This window comes from Actinomadura sediminis (assembly GCF_042675525.1).
GTDB lineage: Bacteria > Actinomycetota > Actinomycetes > Streptosporangiales > Streptosporangiaceae > Spirillospora > Spirillospora sediminis.
On record NZ_JBHTJA010000009.1, the window covers coordinates 102,077 to 116,860 of the forward strand.

The 14,784-nt window shown below is 72.9% G+C and carries 19 protein-coding genes; 12 read left to right on the forward strand and 7 right to left on the reverse strand.

Going from position 1 to position 14,784, the window contains the following annotated elements; translation table 11 throughout:
• Positions 1 to 21 precede the first annotated feature (21 nt).
• The 8 genes from ACFQ11_RS07740 to hypE are packed head-to-tail and all read left to right on the forward strand — an operon-like array spanning position 22 to position 6,095.
• Positions 22 to 1,827: a nickel-dependent hydrogenase large subunit gene (locus tag ACFQ11_RS07740; RefSeq protein WP_378297232.1), complete on the forward strand. Its 1,806-nt coding sequence runs from the start codon at positions 22 to 24 to the stop codon at positions 1,825 to 1,827.
• Positions 1,820 to 2,491 carry a NifU family protein gene (locus tag ACFQ11_RS07745; protein ID WP_378297234.1) on the forward strand — a complete coding sequence of 224 codons (672 nt, stop codon included), beginning with the start codon at positions 1,820 to 1,822 and terminating at the stop codon, positions 2,489 to 2,491. The genes ACFQ11_RS07740 and ACFQ11_RS07745 overlap by 8 nt, the downstream gene beginning before the upstream one ends.
• Complete coding sequence (locus ACFQ11_RS07750; RefSeq protein WP_378297235.1) at positions 2,488 to 3,177, forward strand: DUF5947 family protein; 690 nt, start codon at positions 2,488 to 2,490, stop codon at positions 3,175 to 3,177. Before ACFQ11_RS07745 ends, ACFQ11_RS07750 begins: the two co-directional genes overlap by 4 nt.
• 2 nt (positions 3,178 to 3,179) lie before the next feature.
• Positions 3,180 to 3,389 (forward strand): hypothetical protein, encoded by a 210-nt coding sequence (locus ACFQ11_RS07755; protein WP_378297236.1) that lies wholly within the window; start codon positions 3,180 to 3,182, stop codon positions 3,387 to 3,389.
• 29 nt (positions 3,390 to 3,418) lie between these two features.
• On the forward strand, positions 3,419 to 3,526 hold the full coding sequence (locus ACFQ11_RS07760) for a DUF6893 family small protein (protein ID WP_378297238.1): 108 nt from the start codon (positions 3,419 to 3,421) through the stop codon (positions 3,524 to 3,526).
• 28 nt (positions 3,527 to 3,554) lie between these two features.
• Positions 3,555 to 3,839, forward strand: a complete 285-nt coding sequence (locus ACFQ11_RS07765; protein ID WP_378297240.1) for a HypC/HybG/HupF family hydrogenase formation chaperone — start codon at positions 3,555 to 3,557, stop codon at positions 3,837 to 3,839.
• Positions 3,840 to 3,873: 34 nt separating this feature from the next.
• On the forward strand, positions 3,874 to 5,004 hold the full coding sequence (gene hypD / locus ACFQ11_RS07770) for a hydrogenase formation protein HypD (protein ID WP_378297242.1): 1,131 nt from the start codon (positions 3,874 to 3,876) through the stop codon (positions 5,002 to 5,004).
• On the forward strand, positions 5,001 to 6,095 hold the full coding sequence (gene hypE / locus ACFQ11_RS07775; protein ID WP_378297243.1) for a hydrogenase expression/formation protein HypE: 1,095 nt from the start codon (positions 5,001 to 5,003) through the stop codon (positions 6,093 to 6,095). Before hypD ends, hypE begins: the two co-directional genes overlap by 4 nt.
• Before the next feature lie 30 nt (positions 6,096 to 6,125).
• Here hypE and hypF read toward each other — a convergent pair whose 3' ends face one another.
• From hypF to ACFQ11_RS07810, 7 genes are all read right to left on the reverse strand, one after another.
• On the reverse strand, positions 6,126 to 8,660 hold the full coding sequence (hypF, locus tag ACFQ11_RS07780) for a carbamoyltransferase HypF (RefSeq protein ID WP_378297244.1): 2,535 nt from the start codon (positions 8,658 to 8,660) through the stop codon (positions 6,126 to 6,128).
• Positions 8,657 to 9,307 carry a D-sedoheptulose-7-phosphate isomerase gene (locus ACFQ11_RS07785; protein WP_378297245.1) on the reverse strand — a complete coding sequence of 217 codons (651 nt, stop codon included), beginning with the start codon at positions 9,305 to 9,307 and terminating at the stop codon, positions 8,657 to 8,659. The genes hypF and ACFQ11_RS07785 overlap by 4 nt, the downstream gene beginning before the upstream one ends.
• Positions 9,308 to 9,317: 10 nt before the next feature.
• Positions 9,318 to 9,539, reverse strand: coding sequence for a HypC/HybG/HupF family hydrogenase formation chaperone (locus tag ACFQ11_RS07790; RefSeq protein WP_378297246.1), 222 nt, complete (start codon positions 9,537 to 9,539; stop codon positions 9,318 to 9,320).
• On the reverse strand, positions 9,536 to 10,135 hold the full coding sequence (locus ACFQ11_RS07795; protein ID WP_378297247.1) for a D-sedoheptulose-7-phosphate isomerase: 600 nt from the start codon (positions 10,133 to 10,135) through the stop codon (positions 9,536 to 9,538). Before ACFQ11_RS07795 ends, ACFQ11_RS07790 begins: the two co-directional genes overlap by 4 nt.
• Positions 10,132 to 10,521 (reverse strand): helix-turn-helix transcriptional regulator, encoded by a 390-nt coding sequence (locus ACFQ11_RS07800; protein WP_378297249.1) that lies wholly within the window; start codon positions 10,519 to 10,521, stop codon positions 10,132 to 10,134. Before ACFQ11_RS07800 ends, ACFQ11_RS07795 begins: the two co-directional genes overlap by 4 nt.
• Positions 10,522 to 10,607: 86 nt before the next feature.
• A complete protein-coding gene (locus ACFQ11_RS07805; protein WP_378297250.1) occupies positions 10,608 to 11,330 on the reverse strand; it encodes a hypothetical protein in 723 nt (240 codons plus the stop codon).
• Entirely contained in the window at positions 11,327 to 11,632 is a 306-nt protein-coding gene (locus tag ACFQ11_RS07810) for a putative quinol monooxygenase (protein ID WP_378297251.1), read from the reverse strand. The genes ACFQ11_RS07805 and ACFQ11_RS07810 overlap by 4 nt, the downstream gene beginning before the upstream one ends.
• A 63-nt stretch (positions 11,633 to 11,695) precedes the next feature.
• Between ACFQ11_RS07810 and ACFQ11_RS07815 the strand changes: the two genes are divergently transcribed.
• The 4 genes from ACFQ11_RS07815 (at position 11,696) to ACFQ11_RS07830 (ending at position 14,704) form a co-directional block, all read left to right on the forward strand.
• Positions 11,696 to 12,046, forward strand: a complete 351-nt coding sequence (locus ACFQ11_RS07815) for a MerR family transcriptional regulator (RefSeq protein ID WP_378297252.1) — start codon at positions 11,696 to 11,698, stop codon at positions 12,044 to 12,046.
• 122 nt (positions 12,047 to 12,168) lie between these two features.
• Entirely contained in the window at positions 12,169 to 12,792 is a 624-nt protein-coding gene (locus ACFQ11_RS07820) for a TetR family transcriptional regulator (protein ID WP_378297254.1), read from the forward strand.
• A gap of 59 nt (positions 12,793 to 12,851) precedes the next feature.
• Positions 12,852 to 13,451 (forward strand): LURP-one-related/scramblase family protein, encoded by a 600-nt coding sequence (locus ACFQ11_RS07825; RefSeq protein WP_378297255.1) that lies wholly within the window; start codon positions 12,852 to 12,854, stop codon positions 13,449 to 13,451.
• Positions 13,452 to 13,597: 146 nt separating this feature from the next.
• Positions 13,598 to 14,704: a ferritin-like domain-containing protein gene (locus ACFQ11_RS07830; RefSeq protein ID WP_378297256.1), complete on the forward strand. Its 1,107-nt coding sequence runs from the start codon at positions 13,598 to 13,600 to the stop codon at positions 14,702 to 14,704.
• Positions 14,705 to 14,784: the final 80 nt, after the last annotated feature.

Consider the following 14,784-nt stretch of genomic DNA (forward strand, 5'->3'; position numbering starts at 1 on the left):
ACCGGAAAGAGGGAACGACCCATGGCGCACACCGCGCAGACGAAGCCGGCACCGGCCGGGGCGGAGGATTCCGGGCAGCTCGTCGAGATGTCGTGGGATCCGATCACCCGCATCATCGGGAACCTCGGCATCTACACGAAGATCGACTTCGCGAACCGGCGGGTGGCCGAGTGCCACAGCACGTCCTCGCTGTTCCGCGGCTACTCGGTGTTCATGAAGGGCAAGGACCCGCGCGACGCCGGGTTCATCACCTCGCGCATCTGCGGGATCTGCGGCGACAACCACACGACGTGCTCGGTGTACGCGCAGAACATGGCGTACGGCATCAAGAACCCGCCGCTGGCCGAGCTGATCCTGAACCTCGGCGAGGCCGCCGAGTACATGTTCGACCACACGATCTTCCAGGACAACCTCGTCTTCGTCGACTACTGCGAGGCGATGGTCAAGGACACGAACCCGAGCGTGCTGCGCCGGGCCCGCGACACCGAGGCGCCCAACGCGGGCATCCACGGGTACCGGACGATCGGCGACATCATGGCGGCGTTCAACCCGTTCGAGGGCGCCCTCTACAAGGAGGCCCTCAAGGTCAGCCGCGTCACCCGCGAGATGTTCTGCCTGATGGAGGGACGGCACGTGCACCCGTCCACGGTGTATCCGGGCGGGGTCGGGACGATGCCGGAACCGACCGTCTTCACCGACTACCTCAGCCGGCTGATCGGGATCCTCGACTTCGTCAAGCGGGCCGTCGCGATGAACGACGACGTGTTCGACTTCTTCTACGAGGCCCTGCCGGGCTACGAGGAGGTCGGCCGCCGCCGCGTCCTGCTCGGCTGCTGGGGCGCGTTCCAGAACCCCGAGGTCGTCGACTACAAGTACGAGAACATGGAGCGCTGGGGCCGCGCGATGTACGTGACGCCCGGCGTCGTCGTGGACGGCGAGCTGCTGACCACGAACCTCGTCGACATCAACCTCGGCATCCGCATCCTGCTGGGCAGCTCCTACTACGACGACTGGGTGAACGAGGACCCGTTCGTCACCCACGACCCGCTCGGCAACCCGGTCGACATGCGGCATCCCTGGAACCAGACGACGCTCCCGGCGCCGCAGAAGCGCGACTTCGACGACAAGTACAGCTGGGTGATGAGCCCTCGCTGGTTCGACAAGAACACCGGCGAGCATCTCGCGCTCGACACCGGCGGCGGCCCGTTCGCCCGCCTCTACACGACGGCGCTCGCCGGGCTCGTCGACACCCCGTACGTGAAGTCGACCGGGCGGAGCGTGCAGATCTCCCTGCCGAAGGGCGAGGCGCTTCCGGAGACGACCCTCGAATGGCGGATCCCGCCGTGGTCGAACGCCATCGAGCGGAACCGGGCGCGCGTGTACTTCGTGGCGTACGCGGCCGCGATGGCCGTGCAGTTCGTCGAGGAGGCGCTGCAACGTGTCCGGGCGGGCGACACGAAGGTGTTCGAGGACTTCGACGTGCCGGACGAGGCGATCGGCTGCGGCTTCCACGAGGCGGTCCGCGGCGTCCTGTCCCACCACATGGTGATCAAGAACGGCAAGATCGCGAACTACCATCCGTACCCGCCGACGCCGTGGAACGGCAGCCCGCGTGACAGCTACGGCACGCCCGGCCCGTACGAGGACGCCGTCCAGGACATGCCGATCTTCGAGGAGAACGGCCCGGACGACTTCCGCGGCGTCGACATCATGCGGGCCGTCCGCAGCTTCGACCCGTGCCTGCCGTGCGGCGTCCACATGTACCTCGGCAAGGGGAAGAAGCTCGAGAAGCTGCACTCGCCGATGTTCGGCGCGACCCATGGCTGAGCGGCGGCCGGCCGGGCGGCGGGCCGACGGGCGGCGGGGCGACGGGCGGCCGGCCGGGCGGCGGGACGCCCGGCGGCTCGGCGAGGACGACGTCGCCGAGCGGCTGGCCCGCATCGAGGAGGCGCTCGCCGCGCTGGAGCGGACGCCGGGCCGGACGGCGGAAAGCGCCCTCGACACGGTCGCGACCCTCGCCGAGGTCTACGGCGAGGCCCTCGCCCGCGTCATGGACCGCGCCGCGCACGACGCGCGGGTCGTCTCCGCGCTCGCCGACGACGACCTCGTCGGGCACCTGCTCGCGCTCCACGACGTGCACCCGGCGCCCGTCGAGGAACGGGTGGCGCGGGCGCTGGCCGACATCCGCGAGCAGCTCGGCTCGCACGGCGCGGACGTCGAACTGGAACTCGACGGGATCGAGGACGGCGTCGCGCGGGTGCGGCTGCCGGACGAGCCGGGCGGCGGCTGCGGGAGCTGCGGCGGCTCCGCGAACGCCGCCGGAACCGTCGAGGACGCGGTCCGCGACGCGGTGCTCGGCGTCGCGCCCGAACTGTCGGCGATCGAGCCGGTGCGGGCGCCGTCCGGACGCCCCGCGGCCGCCGGCTCGGGCGCGTTCGTCCCCGTCGAGTCGCTGTTCCGCACCGCACCGCCGCCGGGAGGACCCGCATGACCGCACTCGAACGACTCGTCGCCCGCGCGGCCGCGCGCCGCGACGCCGCGGAGCGCTGCGACCTGTGCGCCGAACCGATCCCGGACGACCACGGCGGCGGGCACGCGCACGTCCTCGACGAGCGGGGGGACGGGCTGCTGTGCGCCTGCCGCGCCTGCGCCCTGCTGTTCGAGCGGGACGCGGCGGGCCGGGACGCCGAGGGCCGCGGCCACTTCCGGCTCGTCCCGGGCCGCCGGATCCGGCTGCCCGGCGTGCCCGTCGACGGCCTCGGCGTCCCGGTCGGCCTGGCGTTCTTCGTCCGGCACGGCGACGGCCCGGACGAGGGCCGGGTCACCGCGCACTACCCGAGCCCGGCGGGCGCCACCCGGTGCGACGTCGACCCCGCCGCGTGGGCCGCGGCCGCCGAGCGCTGCGAGCCGCTGCGGTCGATGGCGCCCGGGGTCGAGGCCCTGCTCGTCCACACCGGCGCGACCGGGCGGGACGGGCTCGCCGACGAGCGCTGGCTGGTGCCGATCGACGACTGCTACCGCCTCGTGGCCGCCGTCCGGCTGTCGTGGAAGGGGCTGTCCGGCGGCCGGGACGTGCGCCCGCAGATCGCGCGCTTCTTCGCCGACCTGGCCGTCCGCGCAGGTGAGGGGACGGACGCCCGCGCCGGGGAACACCTGGCCGAGAAGGGAGTGACCTGACCATGGCCGAGATCAGGGTGGGCAAGCCCCACGTCAGGACCGACACGCCGTCCCACACCAGGGGCGTGCGCATGGGCAACAAGAAGGGCAACTACGGCAGGCAGCCGGGCCACCACGAGGACGGCACGGCGGACGCGCGGCGCTCGACCGGGATCAGCCCGAAGAAGCACGACGCGATCCTGCCGATCATGCCCAACCTGCCGCCCGGCTGACCGCCGGGACCACCCGGAAAGGAGACGACATGCGAATGTGGAAGATCGCCGCGGCCGTGGCCGCGCTGGCCTGCCTCGCCATGCTGGTGAAGGAGTACCCGGCGATGAAGCGCTACATCAAGATGGAAAAGATGTGACCGCCGCCGCGACCGGAGGGCGGGGCTGATGTGCCTCGGGATCCCCGGGGAGCTCGTCGAGCTGCCGGGGGACGGGACGGACGTCGCGAAGGTCGAGGTCGGCGGGGTGCGCCGCGCCGTGAACGTCGGGCTGCTCGACGGCGAGCGGCTCGTCCTCGGCGACTGGGTGCTCGTGCACGTCGGCTTCGCGATGTCGAAGATCGACGAGGCGGAGGCCGCCGCGACCCTGGAGCTCCTGCGGGGGCTCGGCGCGGCTTACGACGACGAACTGGACGCGCTCCGCGGGTCGGACATCGATCCCGGCCGGAACTGAACCGGAACCACGAACCGAACGGAAGGCGCGACCAATGCTGTTCGTCGACGAGTACCGCGACGCGGAGCAGGCCCGGATGCTGTCCGCGCGCATCACCGCCCTGTGCGAGCCGGGGCGGCTCTACAAGTTCATGGAAGTGTGCGGGGGACACACCCACACCATCTACAAGCACGGCCTCGAGGACTACCTGCCCGAGACGGTGCGGCTCGTGCACGGGCCCGGGTGCCCGGTGTGCGTGCTCCCGATGGGGCGGGTGGACGACGCCATCGCGATCGCCCGCGACCACCCGGACGTGATCCTGACGTCGTTCGGGGACATGATGCGCGTCCCGGGCGGCACGGGCTCGTTCCTGGACGCGAAGGCGGCGGGCGCCGACATCCGGATGGTGTACTCGCCGCTGGACGCGCTCAAGATCGCGAAGCGGAACCCGGAGCGGCGGGTCGTGTTCATGGCGATCGGGTTCGAGACGACCGCGCCGTCGACCGCGATGACCGTGCTGCGCGCGGAGGCGGACGGCGTCCGCAACTTCTCCGTCTTCTGCAACCACGTGACGATCATCCCGGGGATCAAGGCGATCCTGGACTCGCCGGACCTGCGGCTCGACGGGTTCCTCGGCCCCGGCCACGTCTCGACGGTGATCGGCTGCCGCCCGTACGAGTTCATCGCCGGCGAGTACCGCAAGCCGCTCGTGTGCGCGGGCTTCGAGCCGCTGGACGTCCTGCAGTCGGTGCACATGCTGCTGCGGCAGCTCGACGAGGGCCGCAGCGAGGTCGAGAACCAGTACGCCCGGGTCGTCCCGTGGGACGGCAATCCCCGCGCGCTCGAGGCGATCGCGAAGGTCATGGAGCCGCGCCCGTACTTCGAGTGGCGCGGCCTCGGGTTCATCTCGCACTCGGCGCTGCGGATGCGCGACGCCTACGCCCGCTTCGACGCCGAGCGGCTGTTCGACCTGCCGGGGGTGCGGGTCGCGGACCCGAAGGCGTGCCAGTGCGGCGAGGTGCTGAAGGGCGTCCTGAAACCGTGGGAGTGCAAGGTGTTCGGGACGGCCTGCACGCCGGAGACGCCGATCGGGACGTGCATGGTGTCGTCCGAGGGGGCGTGCGCCGCGTACTACAACTTCGGCCGGTTCACGCGGGAGCGCGTGCGGGAGGCGAGCCGGGCATGACCGCGGAGACGTCCCGTGAAGAGCTGGTCCTGGAGCGCATCGAGCGCGCGCGCCGCCGCCGTCCTCGCGTCCGGGAGGAACGCGTGACGCTGGCCCACGGCGCCGGGGGGAAGGCCACGCAGACGCTCGTCGAGGCCCTGTTCGTGGAGGCGTTCCGCAACCCCGCGCTGGAGACGCTCGACGACGGCGCCGTCCTGCCGCCGGCCGCCGGGCGGCTCGTGTTCACGACCGACGCGCACGTCGTGTCGCCCCTGTTCTTCCCGGGCGGCGACATCGGCGAGCTGGCGGTGAACGGGACGGTCAACGACCTCGCCGTGTGCGGGGCGCGGCCCCTGTACCTGTCGGCGGGGTTCGTCCTGGAGGAGGGCTTCCCGGTGGACGACCTGCGCCGCATCGTCCGGTCGATGGCGGACGCGGCGGCGCGCGCGGACGTCTCGGTCGTCACCGGGGACACCAAGGTCGTGGAGCGCGGCAAGGCCGACGGGTGCTTCATCACCACGTCCGGTATCGGCGTCCTCGACGGCGCGGGCGCGCGCGCAGAGCTCGGTGCGTCGGCCGTCCGTCCGGGTGACGCGGTGCTGGTGTCGGGCCCGATCGGCGACCACGGCGTCACCGTGATGCTGGCACGCGGCGAACTCGACCTGGAGGCCGACGTCATGTCCGACACGGCCGCCCTGCACGGCCTCACCGCCGCGCTGCTCGACGCGGTGCCGGGCGGCGTCCGGATGATGCGGGACGCGACGCGCGGCGGGGTCGCGACGGTGCTGAACGAGATCGCGGGCGCGTCCGGGTGCGGCGTCGTGCTGGACGAGGCGGCGGTGCCGGTGCGCCCGGCGGTCGCGGGCGCGTGCGAGCTGCTCGGCATCGAGCCGCTGTACGTGGCGTGCGAGGGCCGGTTCGTCGCGGTCGTGGACGGGGCGCGGGCGGACGCGGCGCTCCGCGCGCTGCGCGGGCACCCGCTCGGCGCGGGCGCCGCGATCGCCGGGACCGTCCGCGACGACCCGCCCGGCCTGGTGCTGCTCCGGACGGCGTTCGGCGGCACCCGCATCGTCGACACGCTGGTGGGCGACCCGCTCCCCCGCATCTGCTGAGACCCCGGTCTCCGCTCGCCCGGGACACGGTCAGGAAGCGGCTGCGTCCCGGGCGATCCCCCGCGCGTCCCGGGCGATCCCCTGCGCGTCCCGGGCGATCCCCTGCGCGTCCCTGGCGGCCGCGACGACGGCCTGGCCGAGGGCGACGCCGCCGTCGTTCGGCGGGACGCGCGAGTGCGTCAGCACCCGGAACCCCGAGTCCTCCAAGCCGGACACGACGCGCTCCAGCAGCAGCACGTTCTGGAACACCCCGCCGGACAGGGCCACCGTGCCGAGGCCCGTGCGGTCGCGCAGCACCCGGACCGCGCGGACGACCGCCCACGCCAGCCCGTTGTGGAAGCGGGCGGCGATCGCGCCCGGGCCCGCCCCCGCGAGGACGTCGTCCACCGCCGCCCGCACCAGGTCCGTGCCCCGGACGACCAGGTCGTCCGTCACGGTCGCCCGGTAGGCGGCGCGCTCGTGCGGGTCGGCGGCCTGCTGCAGCTCGATCGCGGCCTGCCCCTCGTACCCGGCCGTGTCGCGGACGCCCGCGATCGCCGCGACCGCGTCGAACAACCGTCCCGCGCTCGACGTCAGGGGCGCGTTCGTCCCCGACCGGGCCATCCGGACGACGTCCGCCCACCGGTCCCGGTTGCGCCCGGCGACGCCGAGCCACGGCGCGTGCTCACCGAACGCCGCCGTCAGGTAGGCCGCCGCCATCCGCCACGGCTCCCGGACGGCCGCCGCCCCGCCCGGCATCGGCACCGCCTCCAGGTGCCCGGCGCGCCGGTAGCCCGCCAGGTCCGCGACGAGCAGCTCGCCGCCCCACAGCGTCCCGTCGTCGCCGAAGCCGAGCCCGTCGAACGCGACCCCGATGACCGGGCCGTCCGTCCCGTTGTCGGCGAGGCACGACGCGATGTGCGCGTGGTGGTGCTGGACGCCGACGAGTTCGACGCCGTCCAGATCGAGGGCGGCGCGGCCGAGGGCGTACTTGGTCGACAGGTACTCCGGGTGGAGATCGTGCGCGACGACCTCTGGGCGCACGCCGAACAACCGGCAGAAATGCTCGATGCCGTCCTGGTACGACACCAGGGTCTCGTAGTTCTCCAGGTCGCCGATGTGGTGCGAGAGGAAAGCGTGGTGCGCGCGCGCCACGCAGAAGGTGTTCTTCAGTTCCGCGCCGCACGCCAGCACCGGTCGCGGGAACGCCCACGGCATCCGCAGCGGCGCCGGGACGAACCCGCGCGAGCGCCGCACCGGCAACGTCCGTCCACGGAACGCCCGGACGACCGAGTCATCGGCCCGCGTGTGGATGCGGCGATCGTGCAGCAGGAACCCGCCGGCCAGGCCGGCGAGCCGCCGCAGCGCCTCGCCGTCGTCCGTCACGATCGGCTCGTCCGCCACGTTCCCGCTGGTCAGGACGATCGGACGGGCGAGGCGCGCGGCGAGCAGATGGTGCAGCGGCGTGTACGGCAGCAGCACGCCCAGCTCCCGGTTGCCCGGCGCGACGGCGGCGGCGACGCGCGCGCCGCGGCGGCGCGGGGCGAGCACGATCGGCCGCGCCGGGGAGGCGAGCAGCGCCTCCGCGGCGGCGTCCGCGTGCACGAGCGCGCGGGCGCCCTCCAGGTCGGGCGCCATGACGGCGAACGGCTTGCGCTCCCGGTGCTTGCCCGCCCGCAGCCGCGCCACCGCGGCCTCGTCGTCGGCGAGCGCCGCCAGGTGGTACCCGCCGAGGCCCTTCACCGCGACGATCACCCCGTCCAGCAGCCACCGTGCCGCCGTCTCGACCGGGTCGCCGGGCACCGGACGCCCGTCCGCGCCGACCGTGCGCAGGGCCGGTCCGCAGTCCGGGCAGCACACCGGCTGGGCGTGGAACCGGCGGTCCCGCTCGTCCCCGTACTCGCGGGCGCACGCGTCGCACATCGCGAACGCGTCCATCGTCGTGTTGCACCGGTCGTACGGGACGTTCCGGACGATCGTGAAGCGCGGGCCGCACCGGGTGCAGTTCGTGAACGCGTACCCGTGCCGCCGCGCGTCCGAGTCGGACGTCTCCGCGAGGCACGCTTCGCAGGTGGCGGTGTCCGGCGCGACGACCGCGGCGGGCGGACCGGCCCCCTCGCCCGTGTCGCCGCCCGTGTCGCCGCCGCCCGTGAGGGGGCCGCCCGTGAGGGGGCCGCTCGTGTCGCCGTCACGGGTGCCGCGATCGCTCGGGACGATCCGGAAACCCCGGTCGCCGAGCGGCGGCAGCGGCTCGGTGACGACGCGCTCGACGACGGCGAGCGGCGGCGGCGCCGCCCCGCCGCCGAGGTCGCCGACGAACCGGGCCAGCGCCGCCGAGTCCCCTTCGACCTCCGCGAACACCCCGGACGCGTCGTTGCCCACGAACCCCGACAACCCGTACGTCCCCGCCAGCTCGTGCACGAACGGCCGGAACCCGACACCCTGCACGGTCCCCTCGACGCGGACCCGGAGCCGCCCCCGCCCGTCCGCGCCCTTCTCGACCGAGCCCTTCTCGACCGCGCCCTTCTCGACCGCGCCCTTCTCGCCCGGGCCCGTCCCGTCCGCGGCCTTCTCGTGGAGGCTCACAGCCGGCCGTCCAGCGCCCGCTGCAGCAGCTCCCACAGCACGTGGTACACGGTCGTCTGCGCCTCCTGAATCCGATGCACCGACGCCGACGGCACCGTGAACAGGTGGTCGACCGTGCCCGCCTCCGCCATCGAACCCCCGCCGTACCCCGCGAACCCGACCGTCACCATGCCCGCGCGGCGCGCCTCCGCGAACGCCGCCAGCACGTTCGCCGAGCCGCCGCTCGTCGAGAACCCCACCGCGACGTCCCCCGAACGCCCGAACGCGGCTAGCTGCCGCGCGAACACCACCTCGAACCCGACGTCGTTCGCGAGCGCCGTCAGCGCGGCGACGTCCCCGGTCAGGCAGGTCGCCGGGACGGGACGCGCGCCGTGCGGCGGCCGCATGCACAACTGCGCGAGGTCCTGCGCGTCCGTGCAGCTCCCGCCGTTGCCGAACGCGTACAGCCGCCCGCCGCCGATGACGGACGACGCGACGCGCTTCGCGCACGCCACCAGGTCGCCGGCCATCGCGTCGGACAGCGACTCCCGCAGCGCGACGATCTCGGCCGCCTTCTCCTCCGTCGACCGGCGCACCTCGGCCAGCACCGTGTCGAGGTCCGACCCGTCTTCGTACAGGAACGGGTACAGCGTCTCGATCCCGCTCACGCGCCCTCCCTCACGGCGACGCCTCCACCGCGATCGCCTCCCCCGCGTGGACGAGCACGACGTCGCCCACCCGCGCGTCGACCAGCGCCACGCTGACCTCCGCGGAGCCGGCGTCGGTGTCGACGATCGCCAGCCCGTCGCCGAGCAGCTCGCGGACCCGCCCGCGCGCCGCCGCGTCCGAGCACGTCACGCACACGCCGTCATGGCACTCCGGCACGCCCGCCGCGCTCACCGCGACGTCTCCCGCCGCAGCGTCCCCGGATGCTCGAAGAACACATGGACCAGCTCCCACAGCACGTGGTAGACGGTCACGTGCACCTCCTTCGCGACGAGCGGGTCGTCCGTCCGGGCCCGCAGGACGTGGTCGGCCGAACGGCCGGCGTCCCCGCTCCCGCCGGTCAGCGCGACCGTCAGCAGCCCCATCCCGGCCGCGGCCTCCAGCCCCCGCCGCACGTTCGCGCACCCGCCGTCGGCCGACAGCCCCAGCGCGATGTCGTCCGGCCGGGCCAGCGACCGCAGCTGCGCCGCGAACACCTCGTCGAACCCCTCCGCCGCCGCGATCGCCGTCAGCGTGGAGACGTCCCCGGTCAGCGCGAACGCGGGCAGCGCCCGCTTGCCGACCACCACCGGATGCACGAACTCGACCGCCACGTGCTGCGCGTCCGCGCACGGGCCGCCGTTGCCGAACGCGATCAGGCGCCCGCCCGCGTGGAACCGCACCGCCATCGCGTGGCAGGCCCGCGCGATCGCCGCCGCGTCGTCCGCGACCGCGCGGCCCGGCTCCGTCCGCCGGTCGAACGCCTCCCGGACGGCGGCCCGCGCCGTCACGTCCACGAGACGGCCCGCGGCTCGCGCGCGCCGTCGAGCGCCGCCGGGGCCGCCGCCCGCGTCGCCGAGCTCCAGCGCGCCAGGAACGAGGTGATCACCTCGCCGAGGTGCGCGAGCCGCGGCGCCCACGCCTCCAGGTCGGCGACGCCCTCCGGCGTCAGCTCGTAGCGGCGGCGCGCCGGGCCCGCCTCCGAGGGCACCCACGTCGACACGACGAGCCGCGCCCGTTCCATGCCCCGCAGCACCCGGTACGCGTGGCCCGGCTCCACGTCCGACACCCCGAGGCAGGACAGCCGGTCGATGAGGTCGTAACCGTGACCGGGCCGCTCGTAGATCAGGAGCAGCAGGTAGGGATGGAGGAGGCTGCGCGCTTCGCAACCGTTCATCTGGGACCTCCGCCACGCGGGTGATCATGCTGGTGCAGGGGCACTACCCGGGTGCCGGTACGGGAAACCCCAGAGTGATCACATGATCACACAGAGTGTTCGAGGGTGAGGAGGCCGTGGGTTTCGGCCAGGAGCTCCGGCAGTCCGGCGTCGTCCGTCCGCTCGAAGGCCACTTCGAAGGCCGCCTCGACGGCCGCCCTCGCGGGGCCGCCCGTCAGCCAGGCGACGACCGCGCGGTCGTCCTCCCAGTACGCGTTGCCGAGCCGGTGCCCGCCGCGCCGCCGCACCAGGTCGTCGCGCGCGAACCCGTGCAGGTGCCGCACGGCGGCGCCGTCCGCCCGCGCCGCCGACTCCGCCCACTCCCCGAGGAGCGGCGCGAGGTCGACGCCGACCGCGGCGAGCGCGCACAGCGCCGTGCCCGCGCCCGGACGCGACGGGAACCGGGCGAGCGTCCGCGTCCAGAATCCCGCGAGGAACCTCGCGACCGCGTCCGCCTCCGGCCAGCCGCGCCACCCGGCTCGGGCGAGCTTGCCGAACACGACTTCGGGGTCCGGCCAGGTGAACGCGTCCTCGGCGGCCAGTTCGAGCAGGCGGGGCGCGAAGTACCGGACGTCCTCCGGTCCGCCCCACGTGGTCAGCGCCTTCGCGGCGAACCGGGACAGCTCGTCCGGCCCGAGCGAGCGCGGCGGCCGGGCGAGCAGCCGCCGCCCCTCGTCCGGGCCGGTGCAGCAGGGGCAGCCCTCCACCGCGACGGGGCGCGGCACCCCGGCGAACGCCGCGTACAGCTCCGCGTACGGGTCCTCGCTCACGCGGGATACGGGCTGATCATCGTGTCGAAGTAACCGTCCACGGGCTCCGCCAGGTAGTCGTCCAGGTTGTCCAGGAACTCGCGCAGTGGCGGGTACTGGTTGTGCAGGTCGAGGTCCTCCTGTGAGCGCCACACCTCGTACAGGAAGAGCCGTCCGTCCTCGTGCTCGTGCAGGTGGTACTGGAGGTTGCCCTCCTCCCGCCGTGTAGGTTCCACGAGCGACGACAGAAGCCGCTTGACCTCGTCGGCACGTTCGGGCTTGGGGCGCAGGAAGCCGTACAGGGAGATCGGTGTTGTGTTCATGGCACGAACGTAAAAGGTGCCATGTATGTGAGGTTCAAGGCGACTCGGTGTGGGGTGGGACACATGAAGATCGGTGAGCTGTCACGCCGGACGGGCGTGAGCGTGCGGCTGCTCCGCTACTACGAGGAGCAGGGCCTCCTGGCGTCCCGCCGCACGCCCGGCGGCCACCGCAGCTACACCGACGACGCGCCCGAGACCGTCGGGCGCATCCGGTCGCTCCTCGCGGCGGGCCTGCCCACCCGGACGATCCGCGACCTCATGCCGTGCTGGGACGGCGAGACGCTGCAGGCGTGCGTCACCGGGCACCTGCGGGGCCATCTGGACGACATCGACACCCGCATCGCCGAGCTCCAGCGCGCACGGACGTCCCTGCACGGCTTCCTCACCGCCTCCGCGGGCACGCCCGCCGGCTAGGCGCGGCGGGCCGCTACCTCACCGGGTGCGAGGCCGGGGAAGGCGCCGATCACGACGCACCGCACCCGCCCGGCCGCGCCGGGCGTGCCGCGGGTGCGGTGGAATGGGGGGACAATGGCAGGGTGACCGAGATCCGCACCCCGCTCCGCCGCCGTCCCGCCCAGCGCCGCAGCGCCGAACGCGTCCAGCGGATGCTGGACGCCTGCGCGGAGATCCTCGACGAGGACGGCTACGACGGTCTGACCACCACGCGGATCGCGCAGCGGGCCGAGGTGGCGATCGGCTCGGTGTACCAGTTCTTCCCCGACAAGCGGGCGGTCGCGCAGGCCCTCGCGCAGCGGAACCTGGAGGAGTTCGGGCGGCGCGTCTCCGCGCGGCTCACCGAGGGCGGCTTCGCCGACTGGTCCGACACGGTCGGCGCGATCATCGACATCTTCGTGGAGATGCACCGGACCGTTCCCGGGTTCCGGGTGCTGCGGTTCGGGGACGTCGCCGACGTGCACCTGCTCGACTCCGACGCCGACAACAACGCGGTGGTCGCCGACCGGCTCCGCACGCTGATCGTGGACACGTTCGGCGTGCGCGACACCCCGGAGCTGGCGACCGCGCTCGCCATCGCGGTCGAGGCGGGGGACGCGGTGCTGAAGCTGGCGTTCCGGCGCCGCCCGGACGGCGACCCGGTGATCGTCGCGGAGGCCGAGCGGCTCATCCACGGGTACCTCGCCGCGCACATCCGCCAGTCCTGAGCGGCGGCACCGGGTATGGGAGACTCCGGGCGAAACCGACGAGGGGACGGGTGGTTCCGGTGGACGACGAACGGTTCCAGGCGCAGACGCGGCTGCTGATCCGGCAGCGGATCCGGCTGATGGTGAACCAGTACGAGGTGCACGCCGAGGCGCCCGGCGGCGGCGAGGGCGAGCTGCTCGCGTTCGCGCAGCAGAAGCGGATGGCGTTCAAGGAGCAGGTCACCCTGTACGCGGACGACCGCAAGACCATCCCGATCCTCGGGTTCAAGGCCCGCAAGCGCATCGACCTGGCCTCGGCGTACGACATCACGGACGCGCACGGACGGCCGATCGGGGTGTTCCGCAAGGACTTCAAGAAGTCGCTGCTCGCCTCCACCTGGCACCTGGAGCAGCCGGGGCTCGGCGTGGCGACCGGCAGCGAGCGCAACAAGGCGGTCGCACTGGTGCGGCGGGCCTGGCAGTTCATCCCGTTCGTGGACGCCGTCCCGTTCGCGTGGCCGTACCACTTCGACTTCTACGCGGGCGACCAGATCGTGTTCTCGGTGGAGAAGAAGATCGGGATCCGCGACCGGTACGTCGTCGACATCCGGGACCCGCGGCTCGACCGTCGCCTGGTCATCGCCCAGGCCGTCGCGCTCGACGCCCTCCAGTCGCGGTAACGGGGGGCCTCACCGGAGCGACCGGGTTTGGGCCGGGGGTATGGATCTACCCGGGCTTTACATGTTACGAAAGCATGTAAAGCAGTGGGCGGAACCAGACCCCAGCGTCGCGACGGCGCGGCGCGTCCCCCCGAGGAGGACCCCCGGTGAGTTCCCACGACCTCTACACCGAGCCCGTATCCACGGACACGTGGAACGTCCCCATGGCGGGCGACACCCGCTTCACCTGGGAGTACGACGAAGGCCGCGACCGGCTGCTCAGCCTGTACCAGAAGGGCAAGGACAAGCAGTGGGACGCGCAGAAGCGCATCGACTGGGACCTCGAGGTCGATCCCGTCAACGTCGCCGGCCTGCCGGAGAACTTCAACCCGCTGTTCGGCTCCGACATCTGGGACAAGATGACCCAGAAGGAGAAGGACGAGTTCGGCCGGCACCAGAGCTCCTGGCTGTTCAGCCAGTTCCTGCACGGTGAGCAGGGCGCGCTGAACGTGTCCGCGCGGATCGTCCAGACCGTTCCGGACCTCGACTCGAAGTTCTACGCCGCGACCCAGACGATGGACGAGGCGCGGCACGTCGAGCTCTACGGCAAGTTCGTCCACGAGAAGATCGGGATGTACTACCCGATCAACCAGGACCTCGCGAAGCTCCTCGCGGAGTCGCTGGAGGACAGCCGCTGGGACCTGCCCTACCTCGGCATGCAGGTCCTCATCGAGGGCCTGGCCCTCGCCGCGTTCGGGCTGTACCGCGACATGTCGACGAACCCGCTGGTCAAGCAGCTCCTCGCGTACGTCATGCAGGACGAGGCGCGGCACGTCGCGTTCGGGCGGCTCGCGCTCAAGGACTACTACGCCGAGCTCACCGACAAGGAGCGGGCCGAGCGCGAGGAATTCGTCGTCGAGGGCTGCTACCTGATGCGCGACCGGTTCAAGGCGCGGGAGGTGTTCGAACAGCTCGACATGCCGATGGACAAGTGCATGGAGTACGTCGACAACTCCGACATGTACACGCTGTACCAGTCGCTGTTGTTCAGCCGGATCGTCCCGTGCGTCCGGGACGTCGGGCTGTGGGGCGACAAGGTGAAGAAGGCGTACGAGGACATGGGCGTCCTCGACAATGCCAAGGCCGATCTCGAGGCGCTGATGAAGCAGGACGAGGAGATCGCCGAGAAGGTCGACGAGGAGCGGTACGCCGCCGAGCTGGCCGGTCGCAAGCAGGAGGTGGACGAGGCCATCACGCTCGGCGCCGCCGACTGACCGGACGCCGGACCAATGGCGGGGGCGTTCCGGAACGCCCCCGCTTCGGGCGGAATGTCACTGATCCTTTTTGCGGATCA

Excerpts from the sequence above, each read along its gene's own strand:
- ACFQ11_RS07740 (WP_378297232.1), top strand. The coding sequence starts at position 22 with ATGGCGCACACCGCGCAGACGAAGCCGGCACCGGCCGGGGCGGAGGAT.
- ACFQ11_RS07745 (WP_378297234.1), top strand. The coding sequence starts at position 1,820 with ATGGCTGAGCGGCGGCCGGCCGGGCGGCGGGCCGACGGGCGGCGGGGC.
- ACFQ11_RS07750 (WP_378297235.1), top strand. The coding sequence starts at position 2,488 with ATGACCGCACTCGAACGACTCGTCGCCCGCGCGGCCGCGCGCCGCGAC.
- ACFQ11_RS07755 (WP_378297236.1), top strand. The coding sequence starts at position 3,180 with ATGGCCGAGATCAGGGTGGGCAAGCCCCACGTCAGGACCGACACGCCG.
- ACFQ11_RS07760 (WP_378297238.1), top strand. The coding sequence starts at position 3,419 with ATGCGAATGTGGAAGATCGCCGCGGCCGTGGCCGCGCTGGCCTGCCTC.
- ACFQ11_RS07765 (WP_378297240.1), top strand. The coding sequence starts at position 3,555 with ATGTGCCTCGGGATCCCCGGGGAGCTCGTCGAGCTGCCGGGGGACGGG.
- hypD (WP_378297242.1), top strand. The coding sequence starts at position 3,874 with ATGCTGTTCGTCGACGAGTACCGCGACGCGGAGCAGGCCCGGATGCTG.
- hypE (WP_378297243.1), top strand. The coding sequence starts at position 5,001 with ATGACCGCGGAGACGTCCCGTGAAGAGCTGGTCCTGGAGCGCATCGAG.
- ACFQ11_RS07800 (WP_378297249.1), bottom strand. The coding sequence starts at position 10,521 with ATGAACGGTTGCGAAGCGCGCAGCCTCCTCCATCCCTACCTGCTGCTC.
- ACFQ11_RS07810 (WP_378297251.1), bottom strand. The coding sequence starts at position 11,632 with ATGAACACAACACCGATCTCCCTGTACGGCTTCCTGCGCCCCAAGCCC.
- ACFQ11_RS07815 (WP_378297252.1), top strand. The coding sequence starts at position 11,696 with ATGAAGATCGGTGAGCTGTCACGCCGGACGGGCGTGAGCGTGCGGCTG.